The following is a 17975-nucleotide window of genomic DNA, read 5'->3' as shown; positions in this document are numbered from 1 at the left end:
TACCATGTCATCGCGCGAGCGCCAGACCTGACGAGCGGGCTGCCCCGTCTGGAAGTAACGATATTGCGCCTCTTCCCGATTGCCCGAAAGTATCTCGGGCCCATGACAAGGGTGGTTTTTCCGAACACCTGTGGCATGAAATCAACACCTCGTGCGCCTTCATGAACGACGGACCCGTGCCCTCCACAGGCTCAGATCCGGCGATCCCGCTTGAGCCGGTCCCAGGCCGCGTTGATCCGGGCGATACGATCCTGGGCCTGCGTCATTTCGGCTGGCCCGAGATTTTTCCGGCTCAACACATCGGGGTGATACTCCCGCACGAGCATGCGCCAGCGAACATGGATCTCCTCGTCCGTTGCGTCGCGGGATATTCCCAGTGTTTCGTAAGCGTCCGCTTCACTGGTATCAGGTCGGCTCTGCCCGCTTTCCGCGCGATCCCACGCGCCGGGAGGAAGACCGAAATGGCGGTGAACCCGCTTGAGGAACTGCGCTTCGCGGGGGTCGAGGGGTGCCTCGGGAGCAAGATCCGACCGGGCTATGATGAACAGCGCCCGCAAAAGCTCTTCGAGCGGCGCCCGATCGTTTTCGAACGCCCGCCCCATTTCGCGCGCATACATTTCGTAGTCGTCCGTGCGGTCACGCGCGCGGTCGAAGAGCATGCCGACTTCACGTCCGTTTTCAGCGGGGAAACGAAAGCACTGCTTGAAAGCATCGATTTCATGCCGGTTCACCGGACCGTCGATCTTGGCCATCTTGGCCGACAGGGCGACCAGTCCGATGGCATAGAGCTGCTCGGTTCTGCCCATCGCCGCCGAAAATTTGGCGGTCGCCATGAAGGCGGCGCCCGTAGGGTCCGGTTTGCCCCGGGTGCGCCAGTGATCGTTCCAGCCGCCGGCCGGGGTTTCGAGCAGGGTGCCGCTATCGGCCGCGTGGCCGAGTGCGGCGCCCATCAATGCGCCGAAAGGGCCGCCGACGGCAAAGCCTGCGACGCCGCCGAACAATTTGCCCCAGATCGCCATGAAACCTGCCTAGCACTCCGGGACCGCCCTCGCAAACTTGTGTGATGGAACCCGGAAAAGGTCGGTCGAGCGTCGGATCAGTCGAGCATCAGAGAGAGCGTGAACGGGGCGGGGGCCGATTGTGCCGTCTGGGCGCGGAGGAGAAAGACGCGGATCTCGTATGTGCCGGACGCGTCGGTGAGGCCGTCATATTCCGGGCCGGACGCTCCGGAATGACTGTCATAGATCGGCACGCCATCGGGACCGAGAAGCTGAAAAACGGGGCGGGTATCGGAGGACAGCAGACGTAGATGCAGTTCCCGCCCGCTTTTCAGGTCAAATCGGTAGCGTCGGATTTCCTGCGGGGAAACCCGGCCATCTTCATGCACTTCTCCCGACCCTGCGGGAACCGTCAGCTTCATCGCCGGTGCCGGCAGGGGCGGCGCGGCGAGGGCGGAGGGAACGCCTGCGCATAGCGCGCAAGTGATCAGGCCACCCATGAAGTGAAACAATATTCTCATGAAAAGACCTCTCCTTCAGGGGTGGCCCGCTGGGCGTGAAAGGCGCGCGTCGGCAGTATCAGGATGGCCGCGACCCCGCAGACGAGGATGACGACCGTCAGGAAAAAAACGGCATCGAAATTGCCGCTGGCCTGCAACACATATCCGGCGACGACCGGAGCGGCGATACCGGCGCCGTTGCTGAATGTGAACGACAATCCGGTGGTCGAAGCCACGAGTTCGGTTTCCACGATGAGATCGGACAGCAGCGCCATGTTCGCGCCGATCCCGGCCATGAGAAACGCCAGCGCCACGGCGACGACCGGGATCACGGTCAGCTTGCCGGAACAGAAAGGCAGCAGGCCCATGCTGCCTGAAAGCAGGAAATAGGAACCCACCACGACCCGGCGCGCGCCATGCCGCAGGTCGCGGCCGCGCATGAACGTCTCTCCCACTCGTCCGAGGATCAGGCCCAGCGCGGCGGAGAGGAGATAGCAGACCGCCGTCCACATCCCGGCTTCCACCATGCCAAGCCCAAGGAGCGTCTTGAGGATCAGCGGCAGCCACGACATCAGGAGGAAATTCGCGAAATTGGCGCAGCATTGCCCGATGACAATGCCCCAGAACGCGCGGGCGCCGAAAATGCGCGACAGGGAAAGAACCCGGCGCGTCGTGCCGCCCGGAGCGGTCTCGCTTTTCGGATACAGCCGCCACCACGCCGCGGCCCAGACCATTCCGACCGCCCCGAGAATGACGAAGGCGCTGCGCCAGCCGTAATGGGCGATGAGCCACACGCCAGCCGCCGATCCCGCGGCCAGACCGATCGGAAGACCGCAGATCAGGGCGGTCAGCATGACGCCGCGTTCGGAATCCGGCGCCCAGGCGCGGGCCACCTTGTTGCCCATGGGAAAGGTTGGCGCTTCACCGGCGCCGAGCATGACGCGCGTGACGATGAAGGCGGGCAGGGAGGTCGCAAGACCGCCGAGCATCATGGCGAGCGACCAGAACGAGACGGCGAGCGCCCCGATCCTTCGCGCCCCGAACCGGTCGAGGAGCATCGCTCCGGGCAGGTTGAGAATGAAATAGGACCACAGGAAGCTCGACAGGACCCAGCCGATGCCTCGTGGCGTCAGATGGAAGATCCCGGCGATCACGGGCATGCCCGCGGACAGCGCGGCGCGGTCCGCGTAGCAGATCACGCTCATGAGTACGGTCAGAACATAGATGACGTAGCGATAGGGCTGGGCGGCGGCGCGCAAGTCGGTCCGATCCTGATGAAAGAAGCAAGGGCCTGCGCATCATGACGGCAGCGCCGGCCAAGGACCAGCCTTGCGGGAGGCGTTCATGCGGATCTTGCGTCGCCGCGAGCCACGTCCCACACTCGCTCCCATGAGCGCACGCGAAGTCCTGCTGGCCAGCCAGAGCCAGACCGAAGATCTGGCCCGCAGGATCGCGGGCATGGCGGGACCGGGAGACGCGATCGCCCTGAGCGGAGATCTCGGGGCTGGAAAAAGCGTGTTTGCGCGGGCTTTCCTGCGCGCGCTGGCGGAAGATCCCACTCTGGAAGTCCCCAGCCCGACATTCTCGCTCGTGCAGATTTACGACACTCCCAGAGGCGAGGTCGCGCATTTTGACCTCTGGCGGCTCGATGGACCCGAGAGTCTGCACGAACTCGGATGGGATGCGCTGCACAATGGCATCATGCTCGTCGAGTGGCCCGAGCGGGCGGGCGACGAAATGCCGCCGGACGCCCTGCGTCTGACGCTGGGCGAGGGGCCGCATGACGACGCCCGTATCGCGCGCATCGAAGGCTGGGACGAGCGGCTGTGAAACTCGCCACGGTCGCGCCCGGTCGGCCCTTCCTCGATGGCATTGCCCAGCGCTGGGTGGAAACATGGGGCCTGGGCCGAGACGCGGGCGGCGCGGGTCTGATCCTCGTTCCGGGCCGACGGGCCGCGCGCGCCCTCATGGAGGCTTTCCTGCGCTGTCTCGATGGCGAAGCCGCGCTGCTGCCGCGCATCGTGCCGATCGGAGACATCGAAGACGAGGTCGCGGCCTTCGCCGATCACGCGGCCCTGGATCTCGTCCCCGCTGTCGATCCGGTGCTGCGTCTTTCCGTTCTGGCGATGCTGGTGCTGAAGGCTGACGGCGCGTTCAGCACCGCGCCGACCGTCGATCAGGCCTGGCCGCTCGCGCGCGCCCTGGCGGAGTTGATGGACGATGCGGAACGCGCGGGCGTCGATCTGGCCGTCGCGCTGCCCGATGCCGCCGACGAGCGTTTCGCCGAACACTGGAGCCAGACGCTCACCTTCCTGAAGATCGTGACAGAGGCGTGGCCCCTTTGGCTGGCCGGTCAGGGCCTGTCCAATCCGGTCGCCCGCGCCGTGAAAGTTTTGAAGATCCAGGCCCGCCTCTGGCAGGAAAGACCACCGGAAGAGCCGGTATGGGCCGTCGGGTTCACCGATGATCTTGGCGGGGTCGGCGAGCTTCTCAAGGCGGTCGCCAGCGTGCCTTCCGGTCAGGTCGTGCTCCCGGGCGTCGATCTGTCTCTTTCCGAGGCCCTGTGGGACGTGCTTCCGGACAGCCATCCCCAGGCCGCCCCCCGCCGTCTGCTCCACGCGATGGGCGCGACGCGCGGCGACCTCGTGGTGTGGGAGACGCAGGCGCGGCGGGCCGTTCCCGCGTCGCGGATCGAACTGGCGTCGCTCGCCATGCTCCCAGCCGAAGGTCTGGCGGCCTGGGGGCAGCGGCACGAACCCATTGCACTCGACGGATTGTGGCGCATCGAGGCGACGGATCAGCAGCAGGAAGCCGCCGCGATCGCCATGATTCTGCGTGACGGCATCCGCGAAAGCGGTCGCGACGTCGCGCTCGTCACGCCGGATCGAGGCCTTGCCCGGCGCGTCGCCACCGAATTGCTGCGTTTCGGCGTTGTCGCGGATGACAGCGCGGGCGAAGCGCTCTCACTGACGCCTCCGGCCGTGTTTCTGCGTCTGCTGGCGGAGGCCGCCTCGACCGGACTGTCGCCCGTCGCGCTGCTGGCGCTGCTCAAACATCCTCTGACCGCGCTGGGGATGACGCCGGGCAACTGCCGCGCCAGCGCCCGGCGTCTCGAACGCGCCGTTCTGCGCGGACCCGCGCCGCAACCCGGAATCGAGGGGCTTCGCGCCGCGCTGGGTACGCGACATCGCAGCGTGGACCGCCCCGGTTCCGAGACGGCGGACCGTCCGGACCAGCCCGAGGAACTCGAAACATTCCTGACCCGGCTGTCCGAGGCTCTGGCGCCGCTGGCGGAATGCGGGCGCGCAACTTTGCCGGAACTCCTGACGGCGCTCGTGCGGGCGGCGGAAAATCTCGCATGCGTGACCGAGTCCGACGGGACGGAGCATGACGGGGCGGACCGTCTCTGGAGCGGCGCGGAGGGTCACGCGCTCTCGCGCCTCGTCGGCGGACTGATCGCCCATACGGGGCTTCTGCCGGATCAGGATATCACCCAGCTTCCGGGATTCCTGCTTTCGGCTTTCGCGGGCGAGATGGTGTTCGGCCAGCGCGTGCTGCAAGGGCGTGATGGCGAGGCGGTACACAGGCGCGTCTCGATTCTCGGCGTGCTGGAAGCGCGGCTGGTTTCTGTCGATCTGCTCGTGCTCGGGGGGCTGAACGAGGGGATCTGGCCGCCAGCCAGCGATCCGGGGCCATGGATGAGCCGTCCGATGCGGCGTCGGATCGGCTTGCCCTCTCCAGAGCGTCAGATCGGCGTCGCGGCGCATGATTTCGTGACGGCCATGCTCTGTGCGCCGGATGTCGTGCTCTCGAACCCCGCGCGCCGGGAGGGAGCACCCGCCGTGCCCGCGCGCTGGCTCGTGCGATTGCAGGCTTTGCTGGGCGGGCAGGGACAGAAGATCGCGCCGCATCCCGCCATGTTCTGGCAGGGCCAGCTCGATCAGCCCGGCGGACCGCCCAGTCCGGTACAGCCCCCCGCGCCGCGTCCGCCGGTCCGGCTCCGCCCGCGCCGCATGGCCGTGACGGAGATCGAAACATGGCTGCGCGATCCTTATGCCATCTATGCGCGCCATGTTCTGGGTCTTTCCGCCCTGCCAGCCCTGGAGGAATCCGCCGACCGGTCCGATATCGGCATGATCGTCCATGACGGACTGGATCGCTGGCTCAGGCGCGGCGTGCTGGACAGCGCGCATCTCCAATCCGATTTCGAAGGGGCGATGAGCGAACGCAAGCTGCGCGTCGCGCTCGAGGCATGGTGGCGTCCGCGTCTTCAGCGCATTGCCGAGTGGGTGAGCGAGCAGGAAAGCCGTCGCGCCCGGCCTGTGCATCTCGCGACCGAGGCGCGCGGAAAGCTGGTCGTCACGGCGGAGGCGGGCGCGTTTTCCCTGATCGCACGCGCGGACCGGATCGAAATCGACGCCGAGGGCATGGCCACGATCATCGACTACAAGACCGGGACGCTGCCCGCCCTGAAAGACGTGCTGAGCGGGTGGAGCGCGCAGCTCGTGCTGGAGGCGGCCATGCTGGGTCAGGGCGCCTTCGCGCCCGTGCCCGCCGCCCGCGCGGTCGCATTGTTATACTGGCGTCTGACCGGGGACCGGGATCGCGGCGAGGAGCGCGCTGTCGGCGGCGAGGGGGAGGCGCTGGCTGAACTGGTGGACGAGGCGCTCGTGAAGCTGCGCCGCCGGATCGATATCTTCGATCGGCCCGAGACGCCCTATCTTTCCCATCCCCACCCCGATCATGAGCCGCGCTTCACGGATTACGCCCTGCTCGCCAGGGTGCCCGAATGGAGCGTGGCGCGCGGAGAGGCCGACGAATGAGCGAAAGCGCGATCATCCAGGCCGGACGCACGCAGAACGAGGCGTCCGATCCGCTGGTTTCGGCCTTCGTGTCGGCCTCCGCCGGGAGCGGCAAGACGAAGCTCCTGATCGACCGGCTGCTGCGCCTTATGCTGCCCGTCTGGGGCGTCGATCCCGAAACCGGCGCGCGCGTGCTGCTGCCGGGCAGCGATCCGTCCCGCATCCAGTGCCTCACCTTCACCAAGGCGGCGGCGGCGGAAATGTCGAACCGTCTGCAAACCCGGCTTGGCCAGTGGGTCTCGCTGGCGGATGCGGCGCTCGACGCGGAACTGCGCGGTCTGGATGTGCCCGCCACGGCCCAGACGCGTCATGCGGCGCGATCGCTGTTCGTGCGCGTGCTGGATCTGCCGGGCGGGATGAAAATCGGCACGATCCATGCCTTCTGCCAGTCTCTCCTGCGGCGTTTCCCGCTGGAAGCCTCGGTCAACCCGCATTTCACCCTTCTCGAGGAAACGGACGCCACGCTGGCTTTGAGCGTGGCGATCGAGCAGACGCTGGGCGAAGCCCTGGTGGAACCACGGTTGTCCGCAAGTCTGGATCTCCTCGCAGGGCAGGTGGGGCTCGACGAGTATCTTCTGCGTGTCCGGGCGCTCAGCGGCAGGGTCGAGCGGCTTGGCCCTCTTTTCAGGCGATGGGAGACGCAGCCCGGGCAGGTGCGCGCGCTTTACGCGGAGCTGCTGGGGGCCGGGAGCGAAGATGTTGCCGCCCTTGAGCATCAATGGGTCCGGCCACCCGACGAGCCTGTGCTGGTCGAGAAGCTGCGGAGCGCGCTGGCGCAGGGTTCCGACACCATGCAGGCCCATGTCGGCGCCATGCTGTCATGGCTGGCGCAAACCCCGGATACGCGTTCTGCCGATGCCTGGCGCGCGCGCCTCCTGACGGATAAGGGGACGCCGCGAACCGCGCGCGCTTTCGTGCGGGCCGCCGCCGACAAGCTTGATCCGGGCATCATGCAGACCATAACGGATGAAGCACGGCGCATCATCGATCTGGAGGCCGCGATCGCCACGCGTCGTCTTCTGGACCTCAATCTGGCGCTGTTCGCCCTCGCCACGCCGACACTCGCCCGCTATGCGCGCGACAAGGCGGCGCGAGGCCTCGTCGATTATGACGATCTGATCGCCTCGACCCGCGATCTTCTCCGAGACCCTGGCGCGGCCTGGGTGCTCTATAAACTCGATGGCGGGATCGACCATCTGCTGCTTGACGAGGTTCAGGATACCTCGCGCGCGCAATGGGAAATCGCGGGTGCCCTGACGAGCGAGTTCTTCGCGGGAGAAGGCGCTCATGACGAGAACGGACGTCCGCGCACCGTTTTCGCCGTCGGGGATTTCAAGCAGTCGATCTATGCGTTTCAGGGCGCGGACCCGGAGGGATTCCATCACTGGCGGACGCGATTTGCCGCGATGGTGCGCGAGTCCGGTCAGTTCTGGCGCGATCCGGGTCTGAACGTGTCCTTTCGTTCCGTGCCCCCCGTTCTGGAACTGGTGGACGCGGTTTTCGCGCAGGACAAGGCGGCGCATGGATTGCGCGCCGCTGGAACGCAGGAGGTTTTGCCGCGTCATGTTTCGGCGCGCGCGGGAGAGGGCGGACGCGTCGAACTCTGGCCCCTCGCGCCGCGTGGCGAAAAGGAAGAAACCGCCGATCCATGGCAGGCCGCCCCATGGCCTGCCACCGGAGGGCGGGCGGCGCGAAGCTCAGCGCCCCAGAGGCTCGCGGAAGAACTCGCCCGCTGGATCGCCGCCCAGATCGGCAAGGCGCCGCAGCCCGGGCAGCCGCCCTTGCGGGCGGGCGATGTGCTCATCCTCGTGCCCAGGCGCTCGCCTTTTCTCCGCGCGCTCATTCGTGGGCTGAAAGGACATGGCGTCGAAGTCGCGACGCTGGTGCGCGTCGGCCTGACGGACCAGCTGGCCGTGCAGGACCTGATGGCGCTGTGTGAGGTCCTGCTGCTGCCGCAGGACGATCTGATGCTGGCCTGCGTGCTGACCTCGCCGCTGGGTGGCCTCACGGATGACAGCCTCATGGCTCTGGCCATGGAACGCGGCGAACAGCCCCTGTGGTCCGTCCTGAGGGATCGCCACGCCGAGCAGCCGGAGTGGCGGGGCGCATGGGCCATGCTGGCCGCGCTTCAGCGGCGCATCGATTTCGCCACCCCCTACCAGATCATTGCCGATGCGCTGGGGCGTCATGGTGGTCGGGCGCGGCTGCTGCGCAGACTGGGCGCGGAAGCCGCCGAGCCGATGGACGACCTGCTGGCGGCCGCTCTGCGTTACGAAGCGCTTCATCCGCCGTCGATGCAGGGCTTCCTGCACTGGCTGAAAGCCAGCGACGCCAGCGTAAAACGTGAGCCGGAAGCCAGCGCGGACGCCGTGCGGATCATGACCGTGCATGGCGCAAAGGGATTGCAGTCGAGGCTGGTGATCCTCCCCGATACGACCAGCCCGCCACGGCATGACGCGCGTCTCCTCTGGGCGGAAAAGGACGGCGTGGCATGGCCGGTGTGGTCGCCGGGGAAAAATCTCGGCTGCGCTCTGACCGAACGTCTGGCGGATGCGGAGAAGGAAGCCGAACGCGCCGAGCGGAACCGCCTGTTATACGTCGCGCTGACCAGGGCCAGCGACTGGCTGGTCGTCTGCGGTTGGGAGAGCGGACGCGCGCTGTCGGACTCCAGCTGGTATGCGTTGTGTCGAAGCGGCTTCACGGCGTTGAGTGTCTCGCCCGAGGCTTTCGGAGGACCATGGGACGGGGATGCCTTCCGGATCGAGGCCTCCGTTTCCGCTCCTTCCGCTCCGGCCCGTCGCCATGAGGTCGCCTCGGCTTCGCCGCTGCCCGGGATGTTCGGACAGGCGCCCGACTGGCAGGCGATCGCGCCGGAACAGGAAGCGCCTCTCACCCGGCCTCTCGCGCCGAGCCGTCCGGATGGGGTGGCGTTCGGCAGCATACCGCCCGCCCGCTCTCCGCTGGTGGCGCTGGCGGGGCCGCGTGAAACGGCGTTGCGTCGCGGGACGCTGGTTCATCGGCTGCTGCAATTCCTGCCCGACTACCCTTCCTCCGCCCGGAGGGAACTGGCGCGTGAGTGGCTTTCACGCCCGGCCCACGGACTGAGCGCCCCGGATGCGGCACGTCTTTCCGATCAGGTGATGGCCATCATGGAGGCGCCCGCATTACGACCGCTCTTCGCTGAAGGCAGCCGGGCCGAACAGGCCATAACGGGTATTGTCGGCGGTCAGGTCGTCGTCGGGCAGGTGGATCGCCTGTGTGTCGCGGAACGGACGGTTTATATCGCGGATTACAAGACGAACCAGAATCCGCCTCGCGACGGCAAGGCCGTGCCGGTCACCTATCGTCGTCAGATGGCGGCCTACGCGGCCGTCATGCGGCAGATTTATCCGAATCACGCGATCCGATGTGCTCTTGTCTGGACGGAAGGCCCTCTGGTGACCCCGCTGCCGGAGGACGATCTTATCTCGGAGGCATCAGAGGGCGCCTGAAATCCCCCGAGGTGGAGGAGCATCCTTCGTGCCGGAAACCAGTCCCCGCAGGGTCAGTTCCCGGTGAAGCCGCTCCGCCATTCAGACCGGCCGGCGGAGCGGGAGATCAGTGATGGCCGTGTCCGCCGTCGGGATGGCCGCCTCCCGGCCCTCCGCCGCCTGGTCTCCCGCCTCCGGGACCGCCGCCCGGTCCACCGCCATGTCCGCCCCCTCCGGGACCGCCCCAGGAACCTCCGCCGGGACGGCCATTTCCGCCGCCCGGGCGGCCGTGCCAGTCGCCGGGACGTCTACCCCAATCACCACCGGGCCGTCCGCGCCAGCGCGGGCCGACCGCATAGCCGGGACCCCAGCCACCGCCCCAGCCGGGACCCCAGCCGCCGTTCCCGTAAGACCCGTAATAACCGCCGCCACCGCCATAGTAGCCGTCACCATAATAGCCGTCCGCGCACCCGACCAGACTGCCGCCAAGGAGGAGAATGATCGTGGCGGTGCCCGCGAAGCGCATGATTTTCCGAGCTTTCACTTCGCTTCTCCCTGTGGCAGATCGGTGGGCAGTTCCATGATGCCGAACACGGCGCCCGCGGGATCGGCGATGATCGCGATCATCACGCCGTCACGATCCGGATGGGCCGGCACGACGATGTGTCCCCCCAGCTTGACGGCGTCCTCCGCCGTCGCTCCGACGCTGAGCACGCGGACGAAACGCACCCATCGCGCGGGCGCATCCGCGGGAAAGCGCGGGGGAAGGACGTTGAACGTCGCGCGCGCCACCTCGCCGGAACTGGCGAGAAAATGGTGCTCATCGAGCGTTTCGATGCGATAGCCGAAAAGACTGCCGTAGAATTTCGCCGCACCTTCCGGGTCGGAAGACAGAAGCGCGCTCCAGACCCATGAACCCACGACCGCGTCTCCGTCCGCCGGATCTCCCGCCGTGGCCGTCAGGACTCCGAACGTCGCGCCGCGAGGATCGACCACGATGGCTTCACGTCCCAGTGCCGGAAGATTCCGGCCATCGAGATGGACGCGCGCGCCGAGCATCGCGCTCTGCGCGGTCGTCGTGTCGGCGTCCTTCGACGACAGAAACGGGAACCAGAATGGCGGCTGATCCGGGTTTGAGAGCGTGTGTTCGACAAGAAGCGCGACGACTTCGCGGCCGTTATAGGCGACGGCGCGTGGCCGTTCGGGTGTGCCGAGCCTGTGGATGCTCCATCCGAACAGTCCCGAATAGAAGCGCGTGGAGGCTTCGAGATTGGGCGTCACCAGCTGCGAAAGGACGAACTTCCCCGGCAGATGCCGGTGAGTGGCCGGTGAGGTCAGCGGCGGTGCGGGCGAGGCGATCGCTTTACCCGCTGGCAGCGCTCCGAAAAATGTCGCTGCGGCGGCTGACAGAAGGAACCATCGAAAACTGCGTGGCACGGCTGAGCCTCCTGCGTGGTTTCTTGAAAAGAGTCATGCGACTTCAGGACGCGGGACCTGCGCATGTCATGAGCGCATCGGCGCGCGGTCTTGAACCATCCTTCGGAACTGGCGATATGAGTATAGAGCCGGTGGACAGTTTCCACCCGATCTATTTTCATGAATTGGAGTCACTCATGAGCGCGAACACGGTTGCTGTTACCGACAAGAGCTTTGAAAACGACGTTCTCAAGGCCGAAGGTCCGGTGCTTGTTGATTTCTGGGCAGAATGGTGCGGCCCCTGCAAGATGATCGCTCCGGCGCTCGAGGATATCGGCTCCGAGTTCAAGGGACGCGTCACCGTCGCCAAGGTCAATATCGACGAGAATCCCGAAGTGCCGACACGCTATGCCGTGCGCGGCATTCCGACCCTGATCGTTTTCAAGGACGGCAAGCCCGTCGCGCAGAAGACGGGTGCGTTGCCCAAGAGCCAGCTTCGCGCCTGGGTCGAATCCTCGATCTGAAGGCTTCCTCTTCCCCGGTTCTTGCCGGGGAAGAGGAGATCTCCGCTCAGTCGCAGCGCGGCGGGAAATTGCGTGCATGGAGCGTGACCTGCACGCATCAAACACAACGGTCATAGGATCGGGTCTCTTCGCCCGGAGCCCGGTGACAGCGTTTCGCATGGTCCTCGACGTATCGTCACACCGCCTTTTCTGCCGGAAATGTGTCGGGTAGGGACGTTTCGGATCCCGCATCAGGAGGCACACCCGCGACCACAAGGAATTGTGTGATAGTTACCATATTGCGACAACAATATGATAAAAATCTCACAGATATGAGATGCGATTTCTTCTCCGTTTCGTGTGATAGGCTCGGGTTGCGTCGCCCAGCGTAGTGGAGAGTCGTGTCGATTCACGACAGAAACGAATGGTGCGACGCTCACGAATTGGAGAAGAATAATGGCGTCGCAGACAAAAGTCGCATTGGTGACCGGGAGTGGTCAGGGTATTGGTCGGGCCATTGCGTTGCGGCTGGCGGAAGCCGGGTTCGACATCGCCGTAGTGGATGTGAACGAAGCCAAGATCAACTCGGTCGTCGAGGAAATCACGGCAATGGGTCGCCGGGCGACCACATTCAAGGCCGATGTCAGCAAGCGCGACGATGTTTACGCCGCGGTCGATCACGCTGCGGAAACGCTCGGCGGCTTTGACGTCATCGTCAACAATGCGGGCATTGCGCTGATCGGGCCGATCGCGGAGATCACGCCCGAAGAAGTCGATCGCATCTTCAAGATCAATATCGAAGGCGTCCTGTGGGGCATTCAGGCCGCGGGTGCGAAATTCAAGGCGCTCAAGCAGAAGGGCAAGATCATCAACGCCTGCTCGATCGCCGGTCACGACGGTTTCGCCATGCTCGGCGCCTATTCGGCCACGAAATTCGCCGTGCGCGGCCTGACGCAGGCCGCCGCCAAGGAATATGCCAGCGAAGGCGTGACGGTGAATGCTTATTGTCCCGGTATCGTGGGCACGGATATGTGGGTGACCATCGACAAGCGTTTCTCGGAAGTGACGGGTGCCGCGGTCGGTGAAACCTACAAGAAGTTTGTCGACGGAATCGCGCTCGGACGTGCGGAGACGCCCGAAGATGTCGCCGCGCTGGTAGCGTTCCTGTCCAGCCCGGATTCCGATTACATCACGGGTCAGTCCATCATCACCGATGGCGGCCTGGTTTACCGTTGAGAAGAGACGAGGCCCTTTCAAAGGGCCTTGATCGTTTGCAGGACAGGATTTTTGATCAGGGGATCGGGTGGAGCTTGTCCAGTTCCACACGTTCCTTGTGTGAGCTTTCCGGATCGCCCTTATCGCGGCGGGCCGTCGCGATGTCTTCCGGCGTGATGACCGGCAGAGGTGACGTTTTCCCGCGCGAGATCAGCCAGTTCAGGATCAGGCTGATCTGTTCGTCCGTCAGGCGGCGGAAACTAGGCATCCCGAAATCATAGTCTTCTCCCTTGGCCTTGATCGGCCCGGCGAGACCGTTGAGAAGCACATTCGCAAGATAGCGCTTCCCTTCCGGCGTGCTGGCAATGACGTCCAGACGTCCCGCGAGTGGCGGGATTTCGCCGGGAAGGCCGTCGCCGCCATGATGGCAGATACCGCAATTCGGCCCGTACAGCTTCCGCCCGGGCGTTTCCCTGCCGCAACCGGAGAGAAAAACGCCCGCCACGATAACGTTCAGCAGGGCTGCTGTCCTGGGACGCGAGGCGATCACTCTTCCTGACCGCCGACGCCAAGCAGACGGATCTTGAAGATCAGCGGGCTGTTCGGCGGAATGATGCCCATGGAACGCTTTCCATATCCCAGCTCGGCCGGAACGTAGAGCATCCAGGTATCACCGACATGCATCATCGGCAGACCCTCCATCCAGCCTTTCACAAGACCGTCGAGGGGCATCTGCATATACGCGCCGTTCCCATGCTCTTCGGAACTGTCAAAAATCGAGCCGTCCGGCAGGCGGCCTTCATAGATGATCATCATCATCTGCCCCTTATGGGGCGAAGCGCCGTCCTTGGGGCCGGATTGCAGAACCTTGTAGGCCAGACCGTCAGGAAGCGACTGGACGCCGGGCTGCGTGCGAACCTTCGCCATATATTCGGCGGAAGTCAGTTCTTTTTCCGGCTTTTCGCCACCGGCACAGGCCGAGAGGACGAGGAGGGAAGCGCAGAGCGACAGGCCGGTGAGGCGGGAGATGAAACGTGACATGGAACTCCGTCCGATCTTGAGGTGGGCAGAGGGCGACCGGTTGACTTCCCAGGCGGAAAAGCAACCGGTCGCGCGACGGGGGACGGGCCTCAGAGGGCTCCGCCGCGCCGTCCGACCTGCGCGCCAAGACGCAGGCGCAAAGCGTTGAGTTTAATGAAACCCTGGGCGTCCTGCTGGTTGTAGGCGCCCTCATCATCCTCGAAGGTAACGACGCGGGTATCGTAGAGGCTGTTCGGGCTTTCGCGCCCGACGCAGATGACGTTGCCCTTGTAGAGCTTGAGGCGCACGCGACCCGTGACCGATGCCTGGCTGGTGTCGATGAGCGCCTGCAACATGCGGCGCTCGGGCGAGAACCAGAAGCCGTTATAGATCACTTCGGCATAGCGCGGCATCAGGCTGTCCTTGAGGTGCATCGCCTCGCGATCCAGCGTGATGGACTCGATGGCGCGATGCGCCTGCAACAGGATCGTGCCGCCGGGCGTCTCGTAGACGCCGCGCGACTTCATGCCGACAAAACGGTTTTCGACGAGATCGAGGCGACCGATACCATTGTCGCGGCCCAGTTCGTTGAGCCGCGTCAGGATCGTGGCCGGAGAGAGGGTCACGCCATTGATCGCGACCGCATCGCCATGGGCGAAGTCGATCGTGATTTCGGTCGCCTTGTCCGGAGCGGCTTCGGGGGAAATCGTACGCTGGAAAACGATTTCATCCGGCCCGATAGCCGGATCTTCGAGCAGCTTGCCTTCGGACGACGAGTGCAGAAGATTGGCGTCGACCGAGAAGGGCGCCTCGCCGCGCTTGTCCTTCGTTACGGGGATCTGGTTCTCTTCGGCGAAAGCCAGCAGTTTCGTGCGCGACGTCAGATCCCATTCACGCCAGGGCGCGATCACCTTCACATCGGGCTTCAGGGCGTAATAGGCCAGTTCGAAACGGACCTGATCGTTGCCCTTGCCCGTCGCGCCATGAGCGACGGCGTCAGCGCCGACGGCCTCGGCGATCTCGATCTGACGCTGGGCGATCAGGGGACGCGCGATCGACGTGCCGAGAAGATACTGTCCCTCATAGAGGGTGTTGGCGCGGAACATCGGAAAGACGAAGTCCTTGACGAACGTCTCGCGCAGATCCTCGACGAAGATCTCCTTGACGCCGAACATTTCCGCTTTCCTGCGGGCGGGTTCGAGTTCTTCACCCTGTCCGAGATCGGCGGTGAAGGTCACGACCTCACAGCCATACGTGGTCTGGAGCCAGCGCAGAATGACGGAGGTATCAAGCCCGCCCGAGTAGGCGAGAACAACTTTTTTGACGTCTCGGGCGGTCATCCGGCCGAATTCCTCTTCAAATCGATAAACATGCCGGAGGCGCGTTTCCAGCATCCCGTCTCTAGCATCCCGCCGCTTACGCGAACAGGGTCAGGCCGGAGATGTCGGGAACACGTCTTCCGTCTGGTCGCGGCGACGCAGGCGCTCGCTCGCCGTTTTGAGCTGTCCGCAGGCGGCGAGGATATCCCGACCGCGCGGCGTGCGGATCGGCGACGCGAAGCCGGCGTCCATGATGATCGCCGCGAATTTGGCCAGCTGTTCTCTGGTGGACGGGCGGAAATCCGAGCCGGGCCACGGATTGAACGGAATCAGGTTCACCTTGGCGGGGATGCCCCGGATGAGGCGGACAAGCTCGTGGGCTTCGGCCTCGCTGTCGTTCACGCCACGCAGCATGATGTATTCAAACGTGATGCGTCGCGCGTTGGAGGCCGCAGGATAGCGGCGGCATGCCTCCAGCACGGCTTCGATCGGATATTTCCGGTTCAGCGGCACGATCTCGTCACGCAGATCGTCGCGAACGGCGTGCAGCGAGACGGCCAGATTGATGCCGAGTTCCTCGCCGCAACGGTCCATCATGGGAACCACGCCGGAGGTCGAAAGCGTGATGCGGCGGCGTGAAAGGCCGATGCCTTCGCCGTCCATGATGATCTTCATGGCCTTGGCGATGTTGTCGTAATTATAGAGCGGCTCGCCCATGCCCATCAGCACGATGGTCGAGAGGAGGCGCGGCGTGTCGCCTTTGGGGCTGGGCCACTCATCATAGGAATCGCGTGCGGCCATGAACTGGCCGACGATTTCCGCCGAGCCGAGGTTGCGCACCAGCTTCTGTGTCCCGGTATGGCAGAAGGTGCAGGACAGCGTGCAGCCGACCTGGGACGAAAGGCAGACGGCGCCGCGGTCTTCACGGCGATCCGGAATATAAACGGTCTCGGCCTCCTGACCGTCGCGAAAGCGAAAGAGCCATTTCCGCGTATCGTCCGTCGAAGTCTGTTCGGTCGAGACCGACGGGCGTCCGATCACGAAGCGTTCCGCGAGTTTTTCCTGCAGAGGCCTCGCGATGCTGCTCATGCGCGAAAATTCGGTCACACCCTGATGATAAAGCCAGTGCCATACCTGTTTAGCCCGGAACGCTTTTTCGCCGATGGCTTCGAGTTCCGCCGTCAATTCCTCGCGTGACAGGCCCACGAGATCGCGGCGACCGTCCTCCAACTGTGCGGAAGGCGGTGCGAAAAGGGCGGATTTGGCGCGGATCCGCTCGCGTTCTTCCGCGTTCAGATCGGAAGAGTGATGATTTCGGATGGAAGCGGGAGAGAGCGCGGAAACGTTCATGGCGGCCGGAGCCTTAGCACAGGGCCGGACCTCAAACGCAAGATAAATGATCCGTTTCGCACGGTCTCGATTTTAAATCGGTTTTTAAAATCAGTTTGCTTGCTCCATCACGCACAAAGCTGTGATAACCAACTGACATCCTTTGAAACAGTTGGGTTTTTAATTGCGGGAAGCGAGGTCTGGCGAGTGCGGCAGCGTGTGACGGGGACGAAGCGGGCATCCAGGCGTGAGACATGGCTGCTTTCGGCTGCGATCCTCGTCGGTTTTACCCAATGGATCGGTAACGGGTGGGTCGGTAACGGGTGGATCGGGGTCGCCCGCGCGGAAGACGATGCCGCTGTCGTCGCCCGCATGGAAAAGGAACTTCTACGTCTCCAGTCGGCGCAGGAGCACATTCACGAAGAGCAGAAGGCTATTGACCGCGACATGTCCGTGATCCGTGGCGAGATTTCACGCCGCATCGGTCATCGGATCCCTGCCTCGGCACGAGCCCCGGATAGTCAGCCGGAAGCGCAGGTCGCACGTGAAAATGCCTCGTCCCCGTCGTCGGGCAACGAACTTCCGCATGGAAACGGGCGCACGCGCCGGGCGGCTGCGAAGACGCCGCACACGGAACTGGCCAGCACCGCTCCGCTCATGCCGACGGTCGGGGCCGCAGTTCCCGCAGCCATGACTCCGACGGCCGCAGTTCCGACGCCCGCAGTTCCGACGAACGTCACGCCTTCGCAACCGGTCGGGCTTGCCGACGAAATCCGTCCGGCCGCCAATGGCGGTGTCATTGACACCGGACCGGCAGCCCAGATGGCCGTCGTGGCTCATCGTGTGGAAGATACGATCGCGCGTCTGGCGTCCAACAATGTCGGTCCCCATCCGCGAGAAACCGCGGGCGCCCAGGCCACGGGAGCACTGGGCGATCATGGCGTCTTCAGTGTCGGTCCCGTCACTTTCATTCTCGGAGGCTTCATCGACAGCGCCTCGGTCTATGAAAACCGCCACGTTGCCTCGGGAACGTTCAATTACTGGCAGGACATGCCTTTCAGGAACGATCCCCGCTACCATACCAAAAATTTCGAGGGCAGCGCGCGATACAGTCGGCTGTCTTTCATGGCGCGTGGGAACATCGATCCGGAAACCACGATTTCCGGCATGTTCGAGTCGGATTTTGGCGCGGGCGCCGCGACGACGGACGCTTATGAGAGCAACTCTTATGCTTTCCGTCTGCGTCAGGCTTATACTAAATTGTTTTGGATGTGACTCATGGGGGTGCCCATAGGCGTTAAATTGTGATTCACAGGATACCATCGTTGAAGGAAGGTATCTCT

The 17975-nt window shown here is 64.6% G+C and carries 14 protein-coding genes and 1 pseudogene; 6 read left to right on the top strand and 9 right to left on the bottom strand.

What is annotated here, in order from left to right:
• Positions 1–191: 191 nt before the first annotated feature.
• From PWM43_RS06510 to PWM43_RS06500, 3 genes are all read right to left on the bottom strand, one after another.
• Complete coding sequence (locus tag PWM43_RS06510; RefSeq protein WP_289841778.1) at positions 192–1019, bottom strand: TerB family tellurite resistance protein; 828 nt, start codon at positions 1017–1019, stop codon at positions 192–194.
• Positions 1020–1096: 77 nt separating this feature from the next.
• Positions 1097–1519, bottom strand: a complete 423-nt coding sequence (locus PWM43_RS06505; RefSeq protein ID WP_289841777.1) for a hypothetical protein — start codon at positions 1517–1519, stop codon at positions 1097–1099.
• On the bottom strand, positions 1516–2757 hold the full coding sequence (locus PWM43_RS06500; RefSeq protein WP_289841776.1) for an MFS transporter: 1242 nt from the start codon (positions 2755–2757) through the stop codon (positions 1516–1518). The genes PWM43_RS06505 and PWM43_RS06500 overlap by 4 nt, the downstream gene beginning before the upstream one ends.
• A gap of 85 nt (positions 2758–2842) precedes the next feature.
• Between PWM43_RS06500 and tsaE the strand changes: the two genes are divergently transcribed.
• From tsaE to addA, 3 genes are read left to right on the top strand one after another with little or no spacing between them, the layout of a single operon-like run.
• The gene (gene tsaE / locus PWM43_RS06495; RefSeq protein ID WP_289841775.1) at positions 2843–3328 is read left to right on the top strand and encodes a tRNA (adenosine(37)-N6)-threonylcarbamoyltransferase complex ATPase subunit type 1 TsaE; all 486 of its coding nucleotides are present in this window, start codon (positions 2843–2845) and stop codon (positions 3326–3328) included.
• Positions 3325–6321, top strand: coding sequence for a double-strand break repair protein AddB (addB, locus tag PWM43_RS06490; protein WP_289841774.1), 2997 nt, complete (start codon positions 3325–3327; stop codon positions 6319–6321). Before tsaE ends, addB begins: the two co-directional genes overlap by 4 nt.
• Positions 6318–9851, top strand: coding sequence for a double-strand break repair helicase AddA (gene addA / locus PWM43_RS06485; RefSeq protein ID WP_289841773.1), 3534 nt, complete (start codon positions 6318–6320; stop codon positions 9849–9851). Before addB ends, addA begins: the two co-directional genes overlap by 4 nt.
• Positions 9852–9957: 106 nt before the next feature.
• Here addA and PWM43_RS06480 read toward each other — a convergent pair whose 3' ends face one another.
• Positions 9958–10374, bottom strand: coding sequence for a hypothetical protein (locus PWM43_RS06480; RefSeq protein WP_289841772.1), 417 nt, complete (start codon positions 10372–10374; stop codon positions 9958–9960).
• The gene (locus PWM43_RS06475; RefSeq protein ID WP_289841771.1) at positions 10371–11267 is read right to left on the bottom strand and encodes a VOC family protein; all 897 of its coding nucleotides are present in this window, start codon (positions 11265–11267) and stop codon (positions 10371–10373) included. The genes PWM43_RS06480 and PWM43_RS06475 overlap by 4 nt, the downstream gene beginning before the upstream one ends.
• A gap of 176 nt (positions 11268–11443) precedes the next feature.
• Here PWM43_RS06475 and trxA point away from each other — a divergent pair, with 176 nt between their 5' ends.
• Together trxA and PWM43_RS06465 are read left to right on the top strand one after the other, a co-directional pair.
• Positions 11444–11770 carry a thioredoxin TrxA gene (trxA, locus tag PWM43_RS06470; protein ID WP_289841770.1) on the top strand — a complete coding sequence of 109 codons (327 nt, stop codon included), beginning with the start codon at positions 11444–11446 and terminating at the stop codon, positions 11768–11770.
• 435 nt (positions 11771–12205) lie between these two features.
• Positions 12206–12985, top strand: a complete 780-nt coding sequence (locus PWM43_RS06465) for an acetoin reductase (RefSeq protein WP_289841769.1) — start codon at positions 12206–12208, stop codon at positions 12983–12985.
• A 55-nt stretch (positions 12986–13040) separates the two neighbouring features.
• On the opposite strand, the gene PWM43_RS06460 is transcribed toward PWM43_RS06465, so the two are convergent.
• From PWM43_RS06460 to rlmN, 4 genes are all read right to left on the bottom strand, one after another.
• A complete protein-coding gene (locus tag PWM43_RS06460; protein ID WP_289841768.1) occupies positions 13041–13514 on the bottom strand; it encodes a c-type cytochrome in 474 nt (157 codons plus the stop codon).
• Positions 13511–14005, bottom strand: a complete 495-nt coding sequence (locus PWM43_RS06455; protein WP_289841767.1) for an FKBP-type peptidyl-prolyl cis-trans isomerase — start codon at positions 14003–14005, stop codon at positions 13511–13513. Before PWM43_RS06455 ends, PWM43_RS06460 begins: the two co-directional genes overlap by 4 nt.
• 89 nt (positions 14006–14094) lie before the next feature.
• Positions 14095–15324 carry an argininosuccinate synthase gene (locus PWM43_RS06450; RefSeq protein ID WP_289841766.1) on the bottom strand — a complete coding sequence of 410 codons (1230 nt, stop codon included), beginning with the start codon at positions 15322–15324 and terminating at the stop codon, positions 14095–14097.
• 90 nt (positions 15325–15414) lie between these two features.
• The gene (gene rlmN, locus PWM43_RS06445) at positions 15415–16653 is read right to left on the bottom strand and encodes a 23S rRNA (adenine(2503)-C(2))-methyltransferase RlmN (protein ID WP_289841765.1); all 1239 of its coding nucleotides are present in this window, start codon (positions 16651–16653) and stop codon (positions 15415–15417) included.
• Between the two features lie 807 nt (positions 16654–17460).
• On the opposite strand from rlmN, the pseudogene PWM43_RS15420 reads away from it, so the two are divergent.
• A pseudogene (locus PWM43_RS15420) lies at positions 17461–17886 on the top strand (hypothetical protein); the annotation flags it as partial.
• Between the last annotated feature and the right edge of the window lie 89 nt (positions 17887–17975).

This window comes from Brytella acorum, assembly GCF_029309905.1.
Taxonomy (GTDB): domain Bacteria; phylum Pseudomonadota; class Alphaproteobacteria; order Acetobacterales; family Acetobacteraceae; genus Brytella; species Brytella acorum.
Note: the sequence above shows the minus strand (reverse complement) of the source record. Positions and strands in the feature narration are given on the sequence as shown.

What these genes read in the sequence shown, in the direction of transcription:
- PWM43_RS06510 (WP_289841778.1), bottom strand. Translation starts at nt 1,019, where the DNA reads ATGGCGATCTGGGGCAAATTGTTCGGCGGCGTCGCAGGCTTTGCCGTC.
- tsaE (WP_289841775.1), top strand. Translation starts at nt 2,843, where the DNA reads ATGCGGATCTTGCGTCGCCGCGAGCCACGTCCCACACTCGCTCCCATG.
- PWM43_RS06455 (WP_289841767.1), bottom strand. Translation starts at nt 14,005, where the DNA reads ATGTCACGTTTCATCTCCCGCCTCACCGGCCTGTCGCTCTGCGCTTCC.
- rlmN (WP_289841765.1), bottom strand. Translation starts at nt 16,653, where the DNA reads ATGAACGTTTCCGCGCTCTCTCCCGCTTCCATCCGAAATCATCACTCT.
- PWM43_RS06465 (WP_289841769.1), top strand. Translation starts at nt 12,206, where the DNA reads ATGGCGTCGCAGACAAAAGTCGCATTGGTGACCGGGAGTGGTCAGGGT.
- PWM43_RS06505 (WP_289841777.1), bottom strand. Translation starts at nt 1,519, where the DNA reads ATGAGAATATTGTTTCACTTCATGGGTGGCCTGATCACTTGCGCGCTA.
- addA (WP_289841773.1), top strand. Translation starts at nt 6,318, where the DNA reads ATGAGCGAAAGCGCGATCATCCAGGCCGGACGCACGCAGAACGAGGCG.
- trxA (WP_289841770.1), top strand. Translation starts at nt 11,444, where the DNA reads ATGAGCGCGAACACGGTTGCTGTTACCGACAAGAGCTTTGAAAACGAC.
- PWM43_RS06450 (WP_289841766.1), bottom strand. Translation starts at nt 15,324, where the DNA reads ATGACCGCCCGAGACGTCAAAAAAGTTGTTCTCGCCTACTCGGGCGGG.